The 18,908-nt window shown below is 67.3% G+C and carries 18 protein-coding genes; 7 read left to right on the top strand and 11 right to left on the bottom strand.

Translation table 11 applies throughout. The features are described from left to right. The first annotated feature begins 112 nt into the window (after nucleotides 1-112). The 3 genes from ACIA8C_RS02830 (at nucleotide 113) to ACIA8C_RS02820 (ending at nucleotide 2,088) form a co-directional block, all read left to right on the top strand. Nucleotides 113-673 carry a hypothetical protein gene (locus tag ACIA8C_RS02830; RefSeq protein WP_396994025.1) on the top strand — a complete coding sequence of 187 codons (561 nt, stop codon included), beginning with the start codon at nucleotides 113-115 and terminating at the stop codon, nucleotides 671-673. Nucleotides 674-695: 22 nt separating this feature from the next. Next, nucleotides 696-917 carry a hypothetical protein gene (locus tag ACIA8C_RS02825; protein WP_397130522.1) on the top strand — a complete coding sequence of 74 codons (222 nt, stop codon included), beginning with the start codon at nucleotides 696-698 and terminating at the stop codon, nucleotides 915-917. Nucleotides 918-1,008: 91 nt separating this feature from the next. Continuing rightward, on the top strand, nucleotides 1,009-2,088 hold the full coding sequence (locus ACIA8C_RS02820; RefSeq protein WP_397130521.1) for an XdhC family protein: 1,080 nt from the start codon (nucleotides 1,009-1,011) through the stop codon (nucleotides 2,086-2,088). A 98-nt stretch (nucleotides 2,089-2,186) separates the two neighbouring features. Here the strand turns inward: ACIA8C_RS02820 and ACIA8C_RS02815 are convergent, their stop codons facing one another. The 9 genes from ACIA8C_RS02815 to dapE all read right to left on the bottom strand — a co-directional run bounded on the left by ACIA8C_RS02815 (nucleotide 2,187) and on the right by dapE (nucleotide 12,569). Further along, nucleotides 2,187-4,430, bottom strand: a complete 2,244-nt coding sequence (locus tag ACIA8C_RS02815) for a xanthine dehydrogenase family protein molybdopterin-binding subunit (protein WP_397130520.1) — start codon at nucleotides 4,428-4,430, stop codon at nucleotides 2,187-2,189. Continuing rightward, entirely contained in the window at nucleotides 4,427-5,434 is a 1,008-nt protein-coding gene (locus ACIA8C_RS02810) for an FAD binding domain-containing protein (RefSeq protein ID WP_397130519.1), read from the bottom strand. The genes ACIA8C_RS02815 and ACIA8C_RS02810 overlap by 4 nt, the downstream gene beginning before the upstream one ends. Further along, nucleotides 5,431-5,964 carry a (2Fe-2S)-binding protein gene (locus tag ACIA8C_RS02805; RefSeq protein ID WP_397130518.1) on the bottom strand — a complete coding sequence of 178 codons (534 nt, stop codon included), beginning with the start codon at nucleotides 5,962-5,964 and terminating at the stop codon, nucleotides 5,431-5,433. The genes ACIA8C_RS02810 and ACIA8C_RS02805 overlap by 4 nt, the downstream gene beginning before the upstream one ends. A gap of 202 nt (nucleotides 5,965-6,166) precedes the next feature. Next, a complete protein-coding gene (locus ACIA8C_RS02800; RefSeq protein ID WP_397130517.1) occupies nucleotides 6,167-7,120 on the bottom strand; it encodes a glucosyl-3-phosphoglycerate synthase in 954 nt (317 codons plus the stop codon). Beyond that, the gene (gene folP, locus ACIA8C_RS02795; RefSeq protein ID WP_397130516.1) at nucleotides 7,117-8,001 is read right to left on the bottom strand and encodes a dihydropteroate synthase; all 885 of its coding nucleotides are present in this window, start codon (nucleotides 7,999-8,001) and stop codon (nucleotides 7,117-7,119) included. Before folP ends, ACIA8C_RS02800 begins: the two co-directional genes overlap by 4 nt. A 163-nt stretch (nucleotides 8,002-8,164) precedes the next feature. Next, the gene (locus tag ACIA8C_RS02790; protein ID WP_397130515.1) at nucleotides 8,165-9,934 is read right to left on the bottom strand and encodes a long-chain-acyl-CoA synthetase; all 1,770 of its coding nucleotides are present in this window, start codon (nucleotides 9,932-9,934) and stop codon (nucleotides 8,165-8,167) included. Nucleotides 9,935-9,967: 33 nt separating this feature from the next. Then, nucleotides 9,968-10,516: a TIGR00730 family Rossman fold protein gene (locus ACIA8C_RS02785; RefSeq protein WP_397130514.1), complete on the bottom strand. Its 549-nt coding sequence runs from the start codon at nucleotides 10,514-10,516 to the stop codon at nucleotides 9,968-9,970. Beyond that, nucleotides 10,510-11,319 carry a TIGR00730 family Rossman fold protein gene (locus ACIA8C_RS02780; protein WP_397130513.1) on the bottom strand — a complete coding sequence of 270 codons (810 nt, stop codon included), beginning with the start codon at nucleotides 11,317-11,319 and terminating at the stop codon, nucleotides 10,510-10,512. Before ACIA8C_RS02780 ends, ACIA8C_RS02785 begins: the two co-directional genes overlap by 7 nt. 146 nt (nucleotides 11,320-11,465) lie before the next feature. After that, nucleotides 11,466-12,569, bottom strand: a complete 1,104-nt coding sequence (dapE, locus tag ACIA8C_RS02775; protein ID WP_397130512.1) for a succinyl-diaminopimelate desuccinylase — start codon at nucleotides 12,567-12,569, stop codon at nucleotides 11,466-11,468. A 408-nt stretch (nucleotides 12,570-12,977) separates the two neighbouring features. Here dapE and dapD point away from each other — a divergent pair, with 408 nt between their 5' ends. Then, nucleotides 12,978-13,925, top strand: a complete 948-nt coding sequence (dapD, locus tag ACIA8C_RS02770; protein ID WP_397130511.1) for a 2,3,4,5-tetrahydropyridine-2,6-dicarboxylate N-succinyltransferase — start codon at nucleotides 12,978-12,980, stop codon at nucleotides 13,923-13,925. 71 nt (nucleotides 13,926-13,996) lie between these two features. Here dapD and ACIA8C_RS02765 read toward each other — a convergent pair whose 3' ends face one another. Continuing rightward, a complete protein-coding gene (locus tag ACIA8C_RS02765) occupies nucleotides 13,997-15,424 on the bottom strand; it encodes an acyl-CoA synthetase (RefSeq protein WP_397130510.1) in 1,428 nt (475 codons plus the stop codon). Nucleotides 15,425-15,571: 147 nt separating this feature from the next. On the opposite strand from ACIA8C_RS02765, the gene ACIA8C_RS02760 reads away from it, so the two are divergent. Both ACIA8C_RS02760 and ACIA8C_RS02755 read left to right on the top strand, forming a co-directional pair. Next, entirely contained in the window at nucleotides 15,572-16,426 is an 855-nt protein-coding gene (locus ACIA8C_RS02760) for an oxygenase MpaB family protein (protein WP_397130509.1), read from the top strand. 98 nt (nucleotides 16,427-16,524) lie between these two features. Next, nucleotides 16,525-17,238 carry a hypothetical protein gene (locus tag ACIA8C_RS02755; protein ID WP_397130508.1) on the top strand — a complete coding sequence of 238 codons (714 nt, stop codon included), beginning with the start codon at nucleotides 16,525-16,527 and terminating at the stop codon, nucleotides 17,236-17,238. A 7-nt stretch (nucleotides 17,239-17,245) separates the two neighbouring features. Here ACIA8C_RS02755 and ACIA8C_RS02750 read toward each other — a convergent pair whose 3' ends face one another. Further along, the gene (locus ACIA8C_RS02750; RefSeq protein ID WP_397130507.1) at nucleotides 17,246-17,878 is read right to left on the bottom strand and encodes a TetR/AcrR family transcriptional regulator; all 633 of its coding nucleotides are present in this window, start codon (nucleotides 17,876-17,878) and stop codon (nucleotides 17,246-17,248) included. A 154-nt stretch (nucleotides 17,879-18,032) separates the two neighbouring features. On the opposite strand from ACIA8C_RS02750, the gene ACIA8C_RS02745 reads away from it, so the two are divergent. Then, on the top strand, nucleotides 18,033-18,902 hold the full coding sequence (locus ACIA8C_RS02745; protein ID WP_397130744.1) for an oxygenase MpaB family protein: 870 nt from the start codon (nucleotides 18,033-18,035) through the stop codon (nucleotides 18,900-18,902). Nucleotides 18,903-18,908: the final 6 nt, after the last annotated feature.

Raw genomic sequence — 18,908 nt, 5'->3', positions numbered from 1 at the left:
GATGCGGTTCGTGACCAAATTGTGTCACGGGTCACTCCCCTCTTCCGCTCGGGAAATCTTGGTGCAATGCTTGAATAGCTAGACGTTAACTATGCGTGATAGGTGAGCACCGATGAGTGTTGAACTTTCGACGGCGGCCGGTTCCGCGCCCACTGTCCGGACGGTGCGGCCGCAGCAGGCCGAGTCCGCGACTGTCGATGCGGCGGACCCGATCATCACGACCCACCGGGTCACCTACAGCGACCGGCTGAAGTTGTTCATCGGCGCGGGCGAGACCATCGACAACTTCCTGCGCCCGCTGCGCAGGCTGGACGGCCACCACCGCTATTCGGTGCAGCTGACCCGCCTGCCAGCACCCATGCGTTCCGCCGACATCAGCCCCGCGATCAGCTCCGCCCCCGGGCAGAACTATCTGCGCTGCACCGGCTCGGCGGACGCGCTGGTGCTCGAGCTTCGCACCGTCGTCGACGGGGTAGCGCAGCGCTGCACCGTCGGCCGCGCCGCCGACCACAACGGTGAGCCCGGCATCTGTGTGCAGGTTCCGGAAAGCATGTCCGCGCCGTGGATCTTTCCGGACGAGGTATTCACGGCCGAAGACGCGGCCGAGGTCTTCGCCGGTTATTTCCGCACCGGCACGGTCCCACCCGGTCTCGCGCTCCGCGAGACCGATTGATGCGTGACCTGAGGAGGCAGTGATGAATCTGCTCGTCACAGTCGGCGGCGCCGTACTGGCGCTCGGCCTGCTCATCCTGATCGTCACGGTGCTGCGACGACCGTCCAGGTCGCCTGAGCAGTTGACCGTCGCCGCGCTGAAGGCGCGACTCGCCGAGGAGCAGGCCCCGGCCGAGGAGGCGGCGGAGCGGCTGGTCGCGCCGGAGTTGGAGCACGCGTCCGCGCAACAGGCCAAGGAGTCCTGACCCGCGCGGCACGGCCGAATAGCTTTCGAGTAGCTAGGCTCGAGGTAACCGGTCTACTCCGGTGTGCCCGCTCGAGAGAGGAACCGTGCCTATGCGCGCAATGCTCGAGCAATTGATAACGCTGGCCGAGCACGGTCCCGTTGCCTTGGCGCGGGTGGTGGATACGACCGGTCCCGGGCCGCGCGAACCGGGTGCCGCGATGATCGTCACTCCGTCGGGTGAGGTGTTCGGATCGCTGTCGGGTGGTTGCGTGGAGGCCGCGGTCGTCGAGTCGGCGCGTCAGGTGCTGACCACCGGTCACGCAGTGACCGACCGGTTCGGGTATGCCGACGGTGACGGCCTCGCGGTGGGGCTGACCTGCGGCGGCGAGATCGAGGTTTTTGTCGAACAGGTGGGGCCGGATCACCTCGCGATGTTGGCCGAGTTGCGGCAGCAGATCGCCGATGGCTCGCCCGTCGCGCTGGCTACCAGGCTGGATACCACCGCGGAGTGGCAGCTGTTGCGGACCGACTCGACGGCGGCGTGGCACGACGTCGATCGCGACGCCGTCGCACTGCTCACCGCGGGCCGCAGTGGCGTGGTCGGTGCCGACGAATGCGAGGCCGACGCCTCCCCGCGCCCCCGGGTTTTCGTGCAGGTCTTCGGTGTCCCCGCGCGGATGATCCTGGCGGGTGCCAATGACTTCGTGCGCGCGCTGAGCCGCACCGGTCGCCAACTCGGGTATCGAGTCACCGTCGTGGATGCCCGCGAAACCTTCGCCACCCCCGCGCGTTTCCCCGCCGCGCATGAGGTCGTGGTGGATTGGCCGCATCGATACCTGCGCACCGAGTACGAGACGGGCCGCATAGACCGCCGCACCGTGGTCTGCGTGCTCACGCACGACACCAAATTCGACGTACCGACCATCGCGGCGGCACTGGACATCGACGACATCGCCTTCGTCGGCGCCCTCGGTTCCCGCCGTACCCACGCCGAGCGCACCGAACGCCTGCGTGCCGCGGGCGTCACCGAAAGCAAGCTGGCCCGGTTGAAAAGCCCACTGGGCCTTGACCTCAACGCACGCACCCCCGACGAGACCGCGATCTCCATCGCCGCCCAGATCCTCGCCGAGCGCGGCAACGCCTCCGGCCGCCCCCTCGACCGCATCAACGGCCCAATCCATTATTCCTAGGCGCATTCGGACGGACGCTGACGGCCGGCAGCGGGCGAAGTAGCCCGCTCCCAGGGATTACCCCGGCGCATACGAAATCAGTTGATGCGTAGGGACGATCACAACAAATGTTCGATGCGCAGCGGGATGTCGCGGAACCGGCGGCCGGTGGCGTGATGCACGGCGTTGACGATGGCCGCGGCGGCACCGATCATGCCGAGTTCACCGATTCCCTTGACGCCCAACGGGTTCACCACGGCGTCATCGACCGGCACGAAGGAGATGTCGACCTCGGGAGCGTCCGCGTTGACCGGTAGCAGATACTCCAGCAGCGACGCATTGGCCCAGCGGCCGTCTCGGATGTCGGGCAGTGAGCCCTCCATAAGTGCTTGGGACAGGCCCCAATTCAGGCCACCGAGTACCTGACTGCGTGCCAGCTTGGCATTGAGCACCCGGCCGGGTGCGAAGGCGCCGACCATCCGGCGCACCCGGATCACGCCCAGCTCCGGATCGACGGCGACCTCCGCGAACTGTGCGCCGAAGCTCATCTTCCCGTACGGCGCCGGGGTGGTGGCGGGCCGCCAGCTGCCGGTCGTCTCGATATCCGAAAGATGGTTCCGCTCCAGCACATCCGCGTAGGCGTCGCACACCGACGGATCGTCGGTCAGCCGCAGCACACCCTCGACGCCTTCGATCTCGTCGGGCGTGCGGCCGCGCAGCGGTGAGTCGATATCGGCGACCGCGATCTCGATCAGCTGCGCGAGCAACTGGGAGCAGGTGACGTGCACGGCGGAGCTGACGGCGCTCGCGCCGATCGAGCCGACGGTGGCCGCGACGTTCGGGTAGTCGGTATTGCCGATCTCGAAGCGGATGCGGTCGAACGGCATGCCCATGGCATCGCAGGCGACCTGCGACATGGCGGTCGCGACACCCGTGCCGAACTCCTGGGTCCCGGCCTGCACGACGAGCGAGCCGTCCGAACGTAACCGGGCGTGGGCTCGCTGCGGTTGGCCCGGTTCGTACACCGGGTAGCCCGCCGTGCCGACGCCCCAGCCGACGAGCCAGTTCCCGTCGGTATGCGATCCGGGGAGCTGGTTACGAGCGTCCCAGCCGAAGCGCTCGGCCGCCAGCCGCAGGCATTCGGGGTAACCGTCTGAGCTCCATGGGTTTCCGCTCTCCGGGTCGACGGCGGCATGATTGCGCAGCCGAAGTTCCACCGGGTCCGCGCCGAGTTGTTCGGCTAGCTCATCGATGGCGCATTCCAGGGCGACCATGCCGGAGGCCTCGCCGGGCCCGCGCATGAATGTCGGCGTCATCGTGTTGCCTTTGATCAGCCGATACTGACCCTCCCAGTGCGGAATCCCGTAGGCCTTGCTCGCCACCTCCAGCGACGGCTCCGCCCAGTCGTCGAAATGCGAAGTGACCGAGAGCTTGTGGTGACGCAGTCCGGTGAACCGGCCCTCGGCGTCGCAGACCAGGGTGACGCGCTGCTCCTGCTCTTCCCGTAATCCGGTGCCGTAGAACATCTGCTCGCGATTCAGGATCACCCGGATCGGCCTGCCCAGCTCCCGCGCGATCAGCGGGGCGAGCGTCACGTGCGGCCACATCATGGCTTTGCCGCCGAACCCGCCGCCGACATAATCGGTGACGACGCGCACCTTGCTCGGTGAGATGCCGAGGTGCGCCGCGATGGTCAGCTGGCTGGCCACGATGCCCTGGGTGGCGTCGTAGACGGTGACCGAATCCCCGTTCCACATCGCGGCGGTGACCGAGCATTCGATGGGATTGTGGTGGTTGGCGGCGAAGCGGAACGTCGCGTCTACGGTGTGCGCGGCGGCCTGGCTCGCACTCGCGAAGTCGCCGCGCGACTGGGACGCGGGGATCTGGCCCGCGAAGATGCTGTCCGGCAGGTACTGCTCGTCGCGTCCGTCGTCAAGGCGCACCAGCGCGGGCCGCGCGTCATAGGTGGCCTCGACCAGCCGGGCGGCCTGCTGCGCGACCTCGAAGGTGTCCGCGACAACGACGGCGATCGGCTGACCGAAGTAGTGAATGGTGTTGTCCTGCATGGGAAAGAAGCTCTGCCCCGGCGCGGGTTGACCGAACATGGACGGCAACAGCGGCACCGGCGCGACGCGCGGCAGATCCGCATGGGTCAGTACCGCGACCGCACCCGCACGCAGCGCGCGGCTGACATCGATGGATCGCACTGTGCCGTTGCCGATCTCGGCGCCGACGATGACACCGTAGGCGGCGTTCGGCATCGGGATCTCGGCGGTGTAGCGGGCGGCGCCGGTGACCTTGGCGTGCCCATCGATGCGATCGAGGCCCTGCCCGACCAGTTTGGGGACGGTGGGTGTGCTCATTTCCGGCCTCCCCGCTGCGCGATCTGCTCGGTGACGATCCCCAGGGTGCGAACTATGGTCCGTTGTGCCAGTTCGATTTTGAACTCGTTCATCGGGTGACCGTCGGCGGCGGCGAGCTCGGTGGCGGCGGCCGCCGCGAAGTTCTCCTTGGTCGCGGGCTTGCCGACCAGCAGCGCCTCGGCCATCTTGGCGCGCCACGGCTTGGTCGCCACGCCGCCGAGACCGATCCGCACATCCCGGATCTCACCGTCCACCAGATCCAGCGCCACCGCCGCGGAAGCCGCGGCGAACTCATAGGATTCGCGGTCGCGCACCTTCAGATAGTGCGAGTTCACCGCGAACGGCAACGGTGGCACGTCGATGCCGACGATGAGCTCGTCGGCGGTGATCGGATGTTCGAGATGCGGTGTGTCACCGGGCAACAGGAAGAAGTCGTCGAAGGCGATGGCCCTGGTGCCGCGCGGTCCCTGCACGTGCACCACGGCGTCGAGTGCGGTCAGCGGAATGGCCATGTCGGAGGGGTGCATGGCGAAACAGTGCTCGCTGGTGCCCAATACAGCGTTGCCACGATGCAGTCCCTCGTGCGCGCCGCACCCGCTGCCCGGCGCGCGCTTGTTGCAGGCGAACGCGACGTCGCGGAACTGCGGACAGCGCACCCGCTGCATCAGGTTGCCGCCCATCGAGGCCATGTTGCGGATCTGCGCGGACGCACCCTTCCACAGGGCGATGGACAGGAAGGGAAAGCGTTCGACGACACCGGGATCGGCGGCCACCTCGCCCATCCGGGCCATCGCGCCGATGCGCAGGCCGCCGTCCGGGCGATGCTCCAGGTCGGTGAGCGGCAGCCGGTTGATATCGACGACGTTGTCCGGTTCCATCGCGCCGATCCGCAACATGTCCACCAAAGTGGTGCCGCCGGCGAGGAATACGGTATTCGGGCGGGCGGTGACGGCGGCGAGCGCCTGATCCACCGTCTCGGCGCGGGCAAACGCGATGGGCTTCATCGGGTCTCACCCATCTCGTCGCGCGCGCTCTTTATCGCGTCCCTGATGTTCTGGTAGGCGGCGCAGCGGCAGATGTTGCCGCTCATCCATTCGGCGATCTCCTCGTCGCTGTCGGTGTGCCCCTCTTCGATGCACTTGATCGCCGACATGATCTGTCCCGGTGTGCAATACCCGCACTGGAAGCCGTCGCAGCTGATGAACGCGCGCTGCACCGGGTGCAGCTGCTCCCCCTCCGCGACGCCCTCGATGGTGGTGATCTCGCGCCCTTCGACGCTCAATGCCAAGGTGAGGCAGGACAATTCGCGCTTACCGTCGACCCACACCGTGCAGGCACCGCACGCGCCCTGATCGCAACCTTTCTTGGTGCCGGTGAGTCGTAGGTATTCGCGGAGGGCGTCGAGCAGGCTGACCCGGGGTTCCAGCGCCACCGGGAAAACGTGGCCGTTCACCCGTAGCGTCGCCAGCGTGTAGTCGGGACCGGCAAACTCTGGTTGCCTCGTGTCCTGCTTGGGTAGCTCACCAATAGTCATCGACGTATCTCCTGCTCATTAGCGCGCGTTGGGGGCGGCGTCGTGCAGTACAGAATGCGAACGTAAGACCGAACAACACTCTAGCGTCCAGTCAGCAAACACGCTCGTCAAACAGCGAGCATGCGTTGTCAGCCCATGGTTTTCGAGAAAAGCAACGAACCCGGGTGCCACCGGCACCCGGGTTCGCGCGTCGAGATATCGGTCAGGCAGCCGCCCACTCGGGGCGCAGCGTGATCATCGGCGGGCGATCGGCCAGCGACACCTCGGTGCTTTGCGCGCTGAAGGCATCGCCGATCAGCGGGAATTGGGTCAGCGCCGCCCCGGAGTCCTGCACGCCACTGCGGCCGAGCACGGTGCCGAGGATCTGCCTGCTCATCACGCCGAGATCGGCCAGCGGACGATTGCGGTGGGTGCGTACCCCCAGGTTCACCTGCCCGATCGCGGACAGGCCGAGCTGGTCGAAGGTATCGAGCAGCAACCCGATCTCCACGCCGTAGCCCGGCGCGAACGGGACCGAGGTGAGCAACTCGCGAGTGCCCGCGTACTCACCGCCCAGCGGTTGCAGCACCTGAGAAAGCTCGGGACGCAGCGCGGCGAGCAGCGGGCGGGCGACGAGTTCGGTGACCCGGCCGCCGCCGTGCGCGTCCACCGCGCCGCCCTGCCGCAGTGGCCTGCGGTAGTAGGCCTTGACCAGGTGCATCGCCTCGACGGTGAGCAGCGGGCCGAGCAGTTTCGGCACGAATTCCGGATCCGGGTCGATGAGGTCGGAGTCGACGAAGGCGATCAGATCACCACTGGCGACGGCCAGCGAGCGCCACAGCACCTCGCCCTTGCCCGGCACCGGGTCCAACTCGGGCACCGCCTGTTCACGGCTGATCACCTCGGCACCCGCGGCACGGGCCCGTTCGGCGGTGGCGTCGGTCGAGCCGGAATCGAGCACGATCAGCTCGTCGACCAGGGTGCCGAGCAGCGGCATGATGCTGGCCACCACGTCGGCGACGGTGTCTTGTTCGTTCAGCGCGGGCAGCACCACCGAAACGGTGCGGCCGTCCTTGGCGGCGACGAGTTCGTCGACCGACCAGAAGGGGCTGTCCCAGGTATTTGTCGTCGCCCACGCGGGGCGGTCTTCGCGGCTGTGGGGGTGGTGAAATTTCATACCAAACCTCGCAGGGTGCGTGCTGGGGGCCGGATGCCTTGGATCGCGGCGATCATGTCCACCACTCGCCGGGTCGCGGCGACCTCGTGGACGCGGAAGAGCCGGGCGCCGGCGGCTGCCGACCAAGCTGTCGCTGCCAATGTGCCCTCCAACCGTTCGGAAAGATCGACACCTAGAGTCTCCCCGATGAAATCCTTGTTGCTGAGTGCCATCAGGACTGGCCACCCGGTATTTACAAGAACGTCCACTCCGCGCAACAACTCGAGCCCGTGATAAGTGTTCTTGCCGAAATCATGGGTCGGATCGATCACAATCGAATCCTCGCGCACACCCGCCGCGGCCGCGTTTTCGGCCGCGCGCACCAGGGTATCGGTCACTTCGGCCACGATGTCGGCGTAGCGGACCCGATGCGGGCGGGTGCGCGGGATCGCACCGCCGGTGTGGCTGCACACGATTCCTACGCCGTGTTCGGCGGCCACCTCGACCAGGCCCGGGTCGGCGCCGGACCAGGTGTCGTTGATCAGGTCCGCGCCCGCCCGCACCGCGGCCAGCGCCACCTCGGCACGCCAGGTGTCGATGCTGATCAATAGCTCCGGGTATTTCGCGCGAATGGCCGCAACGAACGGGATTACCCGGCGCGATTCCTCGGCGGCATCGACCAGCGAGCCCGGACCCGCCTTCACGCCGCCGATATCGACCAGATCCGCGCCCTCGTCCACCGCACGGGCAACGGCCGCCATGGCCGCCTCGTCGGTAAAGGTGGCCCCTTTGTCATAGAACGAATCGGGGGTGCGATTCACGATCGCCATCACCAGCGCCCGATCGGTCGCCACCGGCTTGCCGCACAACGTAGGAAGCGGCGTTGCGGTGGTACTGAACATCCTCTGACTGTAGCTAGCTGTTCCGCCACCCCGGGTATTCAGGCCAGACTCAGGTGCGACAACGGTCTCGCCGGCGTCCGGCGGCACGAGAGCACTGGAGTCGGCCCGTACCCGGTGAGTTACCCATGTACTCACGTGATCAGCTGTGGCGGCTGTACCAAACTCAGTTTTTCGGAGCGCGACCTGCCGCTACTTCGGCGGGATAGTCGTCGTAGGCGGGGACGTAGCCTTCGGAGCGGCCTGCCAGGACGTACAGGTTGCCGTCGCCATCCGGCGCGTACCCCTGCTTGCGCAGTTCGACCTTGCGGCTCTTGAAGGTGGACGTCTGCTCCAGCTCCTTGACCACGCGGATGAACAGCGGAACGGCGTAGCCGGGCAGCTGCTGGTAGACCTCGTCGGCGAGCGCCTTGCCGTCGAACTCGATATCCGGACTCAGCGTCACCGCGGCCATGCCCGCCTTACCGTCGGCGCCCGGCACATCTACGCCGTAGACGACCGCCTCGGCGAGCGCGTGCGATCGCGTCAGCGCGCCCTCGACCTCGGTGGTCGCGACGTTCTCGCCCTTCCAGCGGAAGGTATCGCCGAGCCGGTCCACGAACGCGATGTGATGCCAGCCCTGGTTGCGCACGAGATCGCCGGTGTCGAACCAGATGTCGCCCTGCTCGAAGCCGTCCCGGACCAGCTTCGCCTCCGAGGCGTCCTTGTCGGTATAGCCGTCGAACGGTGAGCGGTCGGTCACCTTGGACAGCAGCAGCCCGACACCGCCGGTGCCGACCCGGTGCAGCCGGCCATCCTTGTCCCGCTTGACTTTTCCGGTCTCGTCGTCGTATTCGACCACCGCGTACGGCAGCGGCCCGAAGCCCGCGGTGCGGTCGACGCTGAACGCGTTGATGAAGGCGATGTTGGCTTCGCTGGCGCTGTAGAACTCGACGATCCGATTGATGCCGAATCGCTTCTTGAACTCGTCCCACAGTTCCGGACGCAGGCCGTTGCCGACGGCGAGCCGGACCTTGTGCTGCCGGTCGGTCGGCTTCGCAGGCTGGTTCAGCAGGTAGCGGCACAGTTCACCGATGTAGATGAATCCCGTTGCCTCCTCACGGATCACCTCGTCCCAGAACCTGGAGACCGAGAACTGCCTGCCGAGCGCGAAGGTGGCGCCGGAGCCGATCACCGCCGACAGTGCGACGGTCATCGCGTTGTTGTGGTACAGCGGCAGGCAGCAATACAGAGTGTCGTTGCCGCGCAGGCGGATTCCGAGTCCGGCGATGCCTGCCAAGCTCTTGGTCCAGCGCAGGTGCGTCATCACGCTGGCCTTGGGCAGACCCGTCGTGCCGGAGGTGAAGATGAGGAAAGCGCGTTCCTTCGCGGTGATTTCCGCGCACACCGGCGGGTCGGTGGCATCCGCGCCCTGCGCGGCGGCCTGCAAATCGTTGGCGGACAACACATTCGCGAGCGGCTCGGCCAGCGAGTCCAGCGCTTCCTGACATTCCTCGCCGACCACGTTGAGCACGCTGTTCAGCAGGCCGAAGCTGTGCGTGAGCACCCGATCGCGCTGGTGATGATTGAGCAGGCCGACGGTGGCGCCGAGTTTCACCGAAGCCAGTGCGGTGAACAGGGTTTCGGGCCGATTCGTCATCAGCACGCCGACCACATCGCCGCGCCGCACGCCGCGCGCGGCCAGCACCGAGGCGTAGCGGTTCACCTCGGCATTGGCCGCACCGTAGGTGTAGGCGGTGCCTTCGAAGCGCAGGAACGGCCGGTCCGGATGGCGATGTGCGGCGCGCTGAAAGTACAGCCCGGCTGAGGATTTGTCGTCCGGCTTGATCGCCATGCCTGCCACGTTGCGCAGCATGCTCGGTACCTCGAGTGCCATCGCTGGCAGGTTTTTGGCCAGGCTGAATAAGCTCACCGTCGAGCGGCCGTCAAAACTCACTGTGTAGCTCTCCTCATCAGGAAAATATGTTGCTCACGCCTCCAGCGCTGCGAAGGCGGACGAAAGATCAGTGACCACGGTGATGCGGTCCATGGCGGATCGGGGCACGAACTTACGGTCGTAGAGTTCGTCGAGCCACTGCAAAAGACCTCGGTAGAAGCCATTCGGGTCCAACAACACCACCGGCTTATTGTGCTGTCCCAGATAGCCTCCGGTCCAGGTTTCGAAGAACTCCTCGAGGGTGCCGATGCCGCCGGGCAGGGTGAGGAAGGCGTCGGCGCGGTCCTCCATGATCTGTTTGCGCTGCCGCATGGTGTCGGTGACGACCAGTTCGTCGGCATCGACGTCGGCGACCTCACGGTGCACCAGATGCTTCGGGATGACGCCGATGGTGTGCGCGCCCCCGGTCCGTGCCGCGGTCGCCACCTCGCCCATCATCGAGACGTTGCCGCCGCCGGACACCAATTGCCAACCGCGCCGGGCGATCTCGGTGCCGACCTGACCGGCCAGCTCGAGGTAGGTGGTGTCGGCGGTGCTTGCCGAACAGTAGACACAGACGGCGTAAGGGTGCTCGTTCACCACTGGTCCTCCGTGCCGAGCGCGTCGTCGGCGCCGTTGCCCTCCGCGCTGGCGAGAATGATCTGCACGACCTCCTCCACGCTGTCGGTGACGTGGATCAGGCCGAGGTCGCCGGGCGAGATCTTGCCGGAGCCGCCGAGCGAATCACGCAGCCAATCGACCAGGCCGGACCAATATCTGCTGCCGAACAGGATGATCGGGAAGCGGGTGATCTTGCGGGTCTGCACCAGGGTGAGCGCCTCGAACAGCTCGTCAAGGGTGCCGAAGCCGCCGGGCAGGCAGATGAACGCCTCCGAATACTTCACGAACATCGTCTTGCGGACGAAGAAGTAGCGGAAGTTGATGCCGAGATCGACCCAGTCGTTGAGGCTCTGCTCGAACGGCAGCTCGATGCCGAGGCCGATCGAGTAGCCGCCCGCCTCGCACGCGCCGCGGTTGGCGGCCTCCATCGCACCGGGGCCGCCGCCGGTGATCACCGCGAAACCGGCCTTGGCCAGCGCCGCGCCGATCGCTAGGCCCGCCTGGTACTCGGGATGGTCCTGACCCGTGCGCGCCGACCCGAAAACGGTGACCGCGCGTGGCACCTCGGCGAGCGCGCCGAAACCCTCGACGAACTCGGCTTGGATGCGCAGCACCCGCCACGGGTCGGTATGTACCCAATCGGTGTCGCCGCGCCTGTCCAGCAAATTCCGGTCGGCAGTGCCGGTCCCATCCTTGCGGTCCCGGCGGAGCATGATCGGCCCGCGAAACTTGGCTGTCGACTTCTGCGTGTTGGCAACCTCGCGGTCAGCGGCGTCGGTGGACATGCGACCACGCTAGCTCATCCGCTCGCCGCGTATTCAGGCCAGATTTACGGGCCACACCAGCGACGTTGGCGACCGGCGGTTATGTGGCGGCTGGGTTGGCCCGTGCCCGATGAGTTACCCGGGTGTTCACGAAACCAGTCCAGGACCTACGCGGTCGAGCCGGTCAAGTAGTTGCGCAGCATTGCGGTGACGGCGGTGATCTGGTCGACGGGGACGTGCTCGTCGCGCTTGTGGGCCAGGTTGGGGTCGCCGGGGCCGAAGTTCACGGCGGGGATGCCGCGGGCGGCGAAGCGGGCGACATCGGTCCAACCGTATTTGGCGCGCACTCCGCCGCCGCCGTGGCTGTTCACCGAGGCGACCAGGTCCTTGGCGGCCGGGGCGGTCAGGCCGGGCAGCGCGCCGGGCGCGGAGTCGGTCACCTCGAAGGACAGCTCGAGGTCCGCGAACACCTCGCGGACGTGCTCGATGGCTTGGTCGACCGTGCGGTCCGGGGCGAAGCGGAAGTTCACGTCCACCTCGGCCGCGTCGGGCACCACGTTGCCAGCCACCCCGCCCGCCGCCCGCACCGCGGACAGTCCCTCGCGATAAACGCAGCCGTCGATGTCTACCTCGCGCGCCCGATAGTCGGCCAGCCGCTGCAGGATCGGGGCCAGGCGGTGAATCGCGTTGTCGCCCAACCAGGCTCGCGCCGAATGCGCGCGCGTTCCGGCGGTGGACAGCCGAACGCGCAGCGTCCCTTGGCAACCCGCCTCGATCCAGCCGCCGGACGGTTCGCCGAGCACCGCCAGATCGCCCGCCAGCCACTCCGGCAGCTCGCGTTCGATAGTTCCGAGCCCGTTGAACTCCGCCGCGATCTCCTCGCAGTCATAGAAGATCAGCGTCAGGTCGTGCACCGGTTCGGCCAGCGTCGCGGCCAGGTGCAGGAACACCGCGTCGCCGGACTTCATATCCACCGACCCGCATCCGTAGAACACCCGCTCCCCGGCCTCGTTCTCGGTGAAATGGCCAGGCACGTTGTCGGCGATCGGCACGGTATCTAAATGCCCCGCCAGCACCACCCGGCTCGGCAACCCCCGATTCGTCCGCGCCAGCACCACATTCCCGTGCCGCACCACCTCGAACCCGCTCGTCTGCTCCCGCAGCGCCCGCTCGACGAGATCGGTGATCGCCAGCTCGTCGCGCGAAACACTCGGAATATCGACAAGGGCGGCAGTCAACGTAATCGGGTCAGCACGCAGGTCAAGGGTCACGCCCCCACCCTACGACCGCCCCCGAAGCCCCGCGCACACATCCGCCCGCCGCGCACGAAGCAGCCGCCGATTCCGTGCGCGTGACGCGAATCAGTGCGCCGCACTCCTCCACGCAGCTGTCATTCAGTCCGCTGGCAACCTACGCGCACCACAGCACGAGCAGTGTTGAGCGCGGCCGCGCATGCCTTGGCCAGCCGCGCACAACACAGCCAGCGACTCCGTGCGCATGACGCGAATCAGTGCGCGGCACATCCGTACGCCGTGTGGTGTGGCACATCGGCGGAGCAGGCTCACCGCTGGTGGCGATGGGTCGGTAGTCTCTTTTGACGTGAGTGAGCGAAGCGAGCGAACCATCAACACAGCGCGCCCAATGCGCACGACGGAGCCGAGCGTTAGCGAGGCGGAGTCGTGAGCATTCAGGGAGCAGCAGCAGTCGGTATTGCCAATGTGACCGCGGACGGGACCGTCCTGGACACCTGGTACCCGAGTCCGGAGCTCGGCGAGTTCGCCGAGACGGGGACCAAGCGGCTGGATGACGCACCTGCGGAGTTCGCGGCGCTGCTCGGCTTCGATGAGGCGCGTGGGGTCGATGTGGTCGCGGTGCGCACCACGATCGCCGACTTGTCCGCCGCCCCGGTCGACGCGCACGACGTGTACCTGCGGCTGCATCTGCTCTCGCATCGGCTGGTCCGCCCGCACGGGGTGAGCCTGGACGGCCAGTTCGGGCTGCTCAGCAATGTGGTGTGGACCAATCACGGCCCGGCGGCGGTGGAGGGCTTCGAGGCCACCCGCGTCAAGCTGCGCGCCCGCGGCCCGGTGACCGTGTACAGCGTCGACAAGTTCCCGAGGATGGTCGACTACGTCATCCCCTCCGGCGTGCGCATCGGCGACGCCGACCGGGTCCGCCTCGGCGCGCACCTCGCCTCCGGCACCACGGTCATGCACGAGGGCTTCGTGAACTTCAACGCGGGCACCCTTGGCAACTCCATGGTCGAGGGCCGCATCTCGGCCGGCGTGGTGGTCGGCGACGGCTCCGACGTCGGCGGCGGCGCCTCCATCATGGGCACCCTCTCCGGCGGCGGCACCACCATCATCTCCATCGGCGAGCGCTCGCTGCTCGGCGCCAACGCGGGCGTCGGCATCCCTCTCGGCGACGACTGTGTCGTAGAAGCGGGCCTCTACCTGACCGCGGGCACCAAGGTCAGCACCCCCGACGGCACCGTCGCCAAGGCCTCCGAATTCAGCGGCCAGAACAACCTCCTGTTCCGCCGCAACTCCCTCTCCGGAGCGGTAGAGGTGGTGCCCCGCAAGGGAACCGGCATCGAACTCAACGCCGCCCTGCACGCCAACGACTAACCAGCCGCCGCACACGTTCCACCCCGCCGCACACAAATCGCGATTCGTGCGCGGCGGTGCTAACACGTTGCTCAGGTGAGGCGCTTCTTTTGGACCTTGCCCATGGCGTTGCGTGGGAGCGAGTCGACGACGCGGATCTCGCGGGGGCGTTTGTGGGTCGAGAGTTGTTCGGCTACATGGTTGATCAGGTCTTGTTCGATGGAAGTCGGTGCGGGGCCGCGTAATACGACGAAGGCGACGATGCGTTGGCCCAGGTCGGGGTCGGGGAGGCCGACTACCGCGGTTTCGGCGACGGCGGGATGGCCGAGGAGGGCGGTTTCTACTTCGCCCGCGCCGATGCGGTAGCCGCCGGATTTGATGAGGTCTACCGATTCGCGGCCGACGATGCGATGGAAGCCCTCGGGGTCGATGGCGGCGACGTCGCCGGTTTTGAACCAGCCGTCCTCGGTCCAGCTCTCGGCGGTGGCGTCGGGACGATTGAGGTAACCGTCGAAGAGCATCGGGCCGGAAACCTGGAGACCGCCGATGCTTTCGCCGTCGTGCGCGACGTCGGCACCCGATTCGTCGCGCAGCCGGGTCTGTACGCCGCGCACCGGGGTGCCGACCCAGCCGGGGCGGCGCTCACCGTCGGCGCGGGTGGACAGGGTGATCATGGTTTCGCTCATGCCGTAACGCTCGATCGGCGCGTGGCCGGTGAGCTCGCGCAACCGCTCGAAGACCGGTACGGGCAGTGGCGCACTGCCCGACACGAGCAGCCGCGCATCGGCCAATTGCTTTGCGGCGTCCGGATCTTCGACGACCCGCGACCACACGGTGGGCACCCCGAAATACAGCGTGCCGTGGGCGGCGGCGTACGCCTGCGGGGTCGGCTTGCCGGTGTGCACCAGCGGGCTGCCCACTCGCAGCGGACCGAGCAGCCCGAGGATAAGGCCGTGCACGTGGAACAGCGGAAGCCCGTGCACCAGAACATCGTTCGCGGTCCAAGCCCACGCGTCGGCGAGCGCGTCCAAACCGGCGGCGATCGCGCCGCGGCTGAGCACAACACCTTTCGGCAAGCCGGTCGTTCCGGACGTGTAGAGCACGAAAGCGGTTGCGGCAGCGTCGGGTTCGGGATAGGTATGCCACGATCTCGCGTGCACCCGCACCGGCACCACCGGCAGCTTGCTGCCCGCAGGCGCCTCGCCGAGCCAGGCCTGCGCTCCGGAATCGGCCAGCATGTGTGCCAGCTCAGCGGTCCCCGAATCAGGCGGCACCGGCACAACCGTCACCCCGGCGATCAGGCACCCGACCACCGCGAGCACCGAGTGCACCGTCGGCTTTGCCAGCACCGCGACTCGCTCGGCCCTGGAAACGCGCTCGGCGACCGAGGTCGCGGCCCCGAGCAGGTCACTGCGCGAGAGCGTCACCCCGTCGATGGTGACGGCATCCGGAATATCCGCACCGCCGGCGACGGCGAGCGGATTCAGGGAACTGAGCAGCAGCGGCGTACCGAACGACATGTGCCCAAACCTACTTCGCCCGGCCCACCGCGCCCCCGACACCTCGGCCGATCACGGGTGAATGAACCTTCGATGTGACCGTTGACACACGCGATGAGGTGATGAGACAGTTCACGCATAGCCTTCTCAATGAGACAGGGGTCAACGATGACCAGGCCACTTCACGCACCGACGCACGAGACCGAACTGCCGGACGATATCGACATCACCCGGTTCATCGACGGCATCGCAGGCCTGCTCGGCGGCACCGCGAACGTCATCATGCAGCTCAGCACCCGCCCGGTCGGCTACGGCGTGCTGGAGAGCACCGTCGACAGCGGAAAGGTCACGCTGCACCCGGTCAAACGGTTACGCACCACGGTCACCTACCTCGCCGTCGCCATGCTCGGCACGGACGCCGAGCGCGCCGACTACCGCGACGCCGTGAACCGCTCGCATCGCCCGGTGCGTTCGACCGCGTCGAGTCCGGTGCGCTACAACGCCTTCGACCCCAACCTCCAATTATGGGTAGCCGCTTGCCTTTACTGGGGTGCGAAGGACCTGTACGAGCGCATGCACGGCCCGATGGACGAGCCGAGCGCCGACGCCTTCTACCGCTACAGCGCCCGCTTCGGCACCACCCTGCAGGTGCGCCAGGACATGTGGCCCGCCGATCGACAGGCCTTCGCCGCGTACTGGGACACCCATCTCGCCGCCACCACGATCGACCCACCGATCCGCGACTACTTCAACGACCTGATCGATCTGAAGATGCTGCCCCGGCCGGTCCAGCTCGTCTTCGCCCGCCCGCACCGCTTCGTCGTCGCGGGCCTGCTCCCCGCACACCTGCGCGACCAGATGGGCTTCACCTGGACCGCACGCGACGACCGCGCCCTCGGCCGCATCCTGCGCACCATCGGCACCACCCAGACCTGGCTGCCCCGCCAGGCACGCCTGTTCCCGGTCAACGCCTACCTGCTCGACCTGCGCCTGCGGCGCCGCCTCGGCCTGCGACTCGTCTGACTGGGCAATTGATCAGCAACTGCGTGTCGCGGGCACCTGTTCGGCGCTGAGCGGTGTTATCTCGAAGTGCACCCAGGGGGCCGAGCCAGGAGGAAACGATGGGCTATCGGACTGTTGCCACTGCGGCCGCCGCCGCGGCAACCTACTGCGCACTCCTCTCGCCGACCGCAGGCGCCGAACCACCCGACCCCGCGGTGGTTCCGCCACGCACCGCGATCTCCATCCGCTCCACCCTCGGCGCGCACTGGAGCACCGCGAACGAACACGAGTCGCGTACCAGCCTGTCGCTGACGAAGCTCTACCTCGCCGACTACGCGTTGCGGCACGGTGACGGCTCCCGCGCGGACCGCGACCTCGCCGAACGCATGATCCGCTACTCCGACGACGGTGCGGCAACCACGATGGAGTCCAAATATCCGCAGGCACTCAAATCCGTTGCGGCGGAATACCAGCTGACCGACACGCACTCCGCGGGCGGTTGGGGCGCCGCTTACACCAGCACCGCGGACCTGACCGATTTCCTGGACACCAAGCTGCGCACCGACCCCAACTCCCCGATCCTGGAATGGATGGCCGCCGCGGGCGAGAACGCCACCGACGGCACCGAACAGGATTGGGGCACCGCACGGGTGCCGTTCGTGCTCGGAACCAAGTGGGGCTGGTCGGATTTCGGTGAACCCGACGTCGCCTCGGCTTCCTACGGCCCCGGCTTCGTGGTGGCGGCGCACACGCACGGCACCGCGACCGAGCAGACCCTCGACATCCTCGGGGCGTTGCCGCTGGCCACCCTCGAACTCTTCGCGGGCCGCTGACGCCCGGTCATGGCACCCGGAACGACACCACGATGTGGTCGCGCGCGAACTGCCGGATCGCCACGTCGTCGCCGAGCGGGATGACGGTCTGCGGCGTCAACGCCAGCGATAACGCGGTGCGCGCGATCATCTCCGCGAGCGGCGCCGGGTCGTAGGCGGGCAGCTTGCCCTCCTGCTGCAGCCGGGCGATGAACTCGGCCACGTAGTCCCGGCCGAGCTCGAGCACCGGTGCGCCCTTGATGGTGAGATACGGCAGCACCAGTTCGGGCTCGGTCGCCAGCAGCCGGTGCACGAGCTTGTTGTCCCGCAGCCCGGTGATGAACGCGGCGAACAGCTCGACAATCTGTTCCTCCGCGCCCGCGTCGTGATCGACCTGCCGCTGCAGGGCGGCGTCGACCCCCTCGACGAACTCCCGGGTCTGCCGCAACCCGACCGCCTCGATCAGCTCGGATTTGCTTGCGAAGCGCCGATACAGCGTGGCCAGGGACAACCCGCAGCGCCGGGCTACCTCGACCATGCTGGTTCGCTTGATACCGAAGTCAAGGAAGGCGAGCAGGGCGGCGTCGAGTACGCGCGCCTGATTGCCGTCCTCGGGACCGGTGCTCCGCACCAACGACAGCAGTCTGGTCAGCCTCGCCATACGTGCCACCCTATCCGCGTCTCCGAAACGATGACACAAGAAGCATTGCAGCGCATCATTGACATGATCAACGAGACGATGAGAAGGTGATGCGAAAACCTTCTCACTGTTCGCTTGTCCGGGCCGTACCGGATACAGAAAGTCGAGGTCAATGATGACCACCCCGCTGCGCATCACCGCACCCGAGCAGGATCCGCGTCGAGCCGAACCGCTTACGCCGGAATCGGTCGAGCCGTACATGGACGGCATCGCGGCCTTCCTCGGCGGCACCGCCAACGTCATCATGCAGCTGAGCCTGCGCCCGGTGGGCCGCGGCGTGCTGGAGAGCAGCGTGGACAGCGGCAAGGTCACCCTGCACCCGGCCAAGCGGCTGCGCACCACGCTCACCTACATCGCCGTCGCCATGATGGGCTCCGACGAGGAACGCGCGGCCTACCGCGAGGCGGTCAACCACTCGCACCGCCCGGTCCGCTCCGGACCGCAGAGCCCGGTGAAATACAACGCCTTCGATCCGAAACTGCAACTGTGGGTGGCAGCCACCATCTACTGGGGCATCGACGACCTCTACACCCGCATGCACGGCCCGCTGGATCCGGCGACCGCCGAGGCGCTCTACCAGTACAGCGCGCGACTCGGCACCACCTTGCAGATGCGACCGGAACTGTGGCCCGCCGACCGCGCGGCGTTCTTTCCCTGGTGGGAGCAGAACCTGGCGCAGCACCGGATCGAACCCGCCCTGCGCGAGTACTTCGACGGCCTCATCGACCTCGAAATGCTGCCGCGGCCAATCCAATTCACCTTCGCCAAGCTGCAGCGGTTCATCGTGACCGGGCTGCTGCCCCAGCACGTACGCGACGAGATGCGAATGACCTGGACCGACCGCGACCAGCGCCGATTCGACCAGCTGCTGCGCGGCATCTCCGTCGTGCACACCCGGCTGCCGAAGCAGGCACGGCTGTTTCCGTTGAACATCTACCTGTTCGACCTGCGCAGGCGGCTGCGGCTGGGAAGACCGCTGGTGTAGGGACTT

Source organism: Nocardia sp. NPDC051321 (assembly GCF_044455225.1).
GTDB lineage: Bacteria > Actinomycetota > Actinomycetes > Mycobacteriales > Mycobacteriaceae > Nocardia.
Note: the sequence above shows the minus strand (reverse complement) of the source record. Positions and strands in the feature narration are given on the sequence as shown.